The following is a 2523-nucleotide window of genomic DNA, read 5'->3' on the forward strand; positions in this document are numbered from 1 at the left end:
ATTATAGATTAGCTCTGCGTTCTTCCTTTCATCATAACAAGCCCCATAAAACCATACATTGTTTTGCAATTCAAATCTACAACTTGTTTTTCTAAAGATTCACGCATTGTCCCATCTCCAACAAAAACTAAATTATACTTATAGGATTCCTTATTTAACAAAGCCAATGCAGAAACTAACATATCCAATCTTTTCACTTCCGTTAGTCTCCCTATAAATATCAAGACAGGATTATCATTGCCAAAATGCTCCTTATATAAAGTTGAGACAGATAAGGTCTTTCTAAGAATAAGTTGCTTATCATAATCCAAAGAATTGTGGATAACAAATATTTTATTCTTATCAAAACCATTCTTTGCCATCAAGTCTTTGGCATACTGACCATAAGTAAAGATTCCATCAGCCGATTTATAAACAATTTTTTTTATAAATCCCTGAAAGAAAGATTCTTTGCCATACCATCCATGTGCCCAAAAATAGAGTCGCTTTTTCTTAAAGAAGAGTCTTTTCAATATTGCAAGACACCATATAGAGACATTTCGGGGTTCACCAACCATAAAGAAATTTTTGTATTCCTTTTTAAATAGCAAGCTTACCATGTCTTTGGTCGCATAAAGATTTGCATGAGGTATATCCACGACATGCAACATCTTACAATGCTTGTATTTCTGAGGATTATAAGTCTTTACCTTATAATCGTAGTCTCCAAAATACCAGTCACAATCATACTCTTTGTCTATCTTTTCATGAATTGCTTCACGATATAATGACGGAGTATCAAATATCATACATAATTTTTTGACATATTTTTATTCAAATTTTATCTCTATTAACTTATAAATCCTAGTTATCTTGATAATTTTAAAACTAGGATAGCGCAATAAAGTTGTACAAAATTTATTAATAACATCATTAGAATAATATTCCCTTCCAAAACGTCTAAGTTGTACTTTCTTAAAATCCATGTCTTCTTTATAATGTCTTCTTATCCAATTACACAGCTTAAAACTTATTGACAGTTCATATTTCTCTGCATAATAAAAAGTAGACACTATGCATGATTCTACGAAAGGATTCTCTTCATACACCACATCCAACTCACGCTTCATCAAAAAATCACAAAAATTTTCATCATAAATGAATCTTGAGTAATTATAGTCATAAACTATAGCAGAGAAATTAAAAAAAGATGTTCTTATAAGATTTTCTGGAGTAGGAGCCAATAATTGATCTGTTATACCCTTGGTATCTTCTAATCTCCAAATGTCAACCTCCATTTCTTCCAGTATCAATTTTACACCGTTAAACTTGTTTCGTCTTATCTCAGCAAGTCCTAATTCTCGTAATTTCTCAAGATGATTTGGAGATTACATGTAGGGTCAATCACCAAATCCAAATCACGATGCTCAATAAACCCTAACAAGAAATTTTTAATAACTCCACTGAATATATAAAATTCAGTCTGCTTAGATAATTCATCCAATAATCTAATTATTCCGTGCGGAAAAAACGTATTTAGATAAAGATAGAACGAGTTGCTTTGGTTATCTATGACATTCCGTAAAAGGCTATAACGATCCCTACCCATTATTAAATCTGCTGACCATTCAATTTTCTGTAGTGTGTAACAGCAAATTTATCTGTCATACCAGAAACAAAATCACGAATCAATCGCATTCTTTCCTCAAAGGTAAAGTCCATAGGATCAAAGACATCATAAAAATCCCAAGCATCTTTCTTTTCACCAATAGCCTGGAAGTGTTCTTGAAGTACAGCTTGAAAGGTTGTCTTTGAAATCAAATGCTTAGCATGAGTACGGAAAGATTTCTCTGGATGGAACAAATACTTTACATAATAATCTATGATACCTGTCAGTACTGCATTACCAGTTAACTCCAAGGATTCGATTTCGGGATGAGAATAAATATCTCTTCGGCAAATATTCTGAATGGTATCTGCCAAACTTGAATTATTGTCAGTATCAAAAACAAGTTCCTTTTTATAATCACCATCTAATATATCATCATAATGTTGCATAAAATTATCTATGGCAACACTTACGAAGTGTGTCATCAATTCAGTTCGCAGCTGAACCATTTTCTTCTTGGATGGAGCATTCTCATTAAAGTGCTTTTCCGTCTCATTCAAGACCTTCTTACCATCGGCGTCATTTTTTAATATTTCCTTAAAATTTTCGTACTTAACCCATCCTTTAGAAATGGCATCCTCATAATCCATAATAAGATAACAGATGGTATCAGCTGCTTCCATCAGATAAGAGAAAGGATGACGATTAAAGGCATACTCACCCAATTGAATGATTCCACAATTAGTCATCACCTTATTCAATTCTCCAAATTCTGTGGTAAACACACCATGCTTCTTGGTAGATATACGGCTCATCCGATAAAGTCCGTGGCATCCCTACCCAAATATCAACGATACACGATAGAAAAAGAACGGTATGTCCCTAACTCCACGCAGTTGGCCTCTAAATGCCTTAAGCTTGGAGTTGAGTGATTC

General features: G+C 33.2%; 3 protein-coding genes. All 3 read right to left on the reverse strand.

All coding sequences use genetic code 11. The features are described 5' to 3' along the window. Positions 1-8: 8 nt before the first annotated feature. Complete coding sequence (locus CHL74_RS15165) at positions 9-788, reverse strand: glycosyltransferase (RefSeq protein ID WP_094881992.1); 780 nt, start codon at positions 786-788, stop codon at positions 9-11. A 21-nt stretch (positions 789-809) separates the two neighbouring features. Beyond that, positions 810-1277: a hypothetical protein gene (locus CHL74_RS15170; protein ID WP_141241360.1), complete on the reverse strand. Its 468-nt coding sequence runs from the start codon at positions 1275-1277 to the stop codon at positions 810-812. Positions 1278-1590: 313 nt separating this feature from the next. Continuing rightward, on the reverse strand, positions 1591-2403 hold the full coding sequence (locus tag CHL74_RS15180) for a hypothetical protein (protein WP_094881995.1): 813 nt from the start codon (positions 2401-2403) through the stop codon (positions 1591-1593). Between the last annotated feature and the right edge of the window lie 120 nt (positions 2404-2523).

It is taken from the genome of Prevotella sp. 885, from assembly GCF_002265625.1.
Taxonomy (GTDB): domain Bacteria; phylum Bacteroidota; class Bacteroidia; order Bacteroidales; family Bacteroidaceae; genus Prevotella.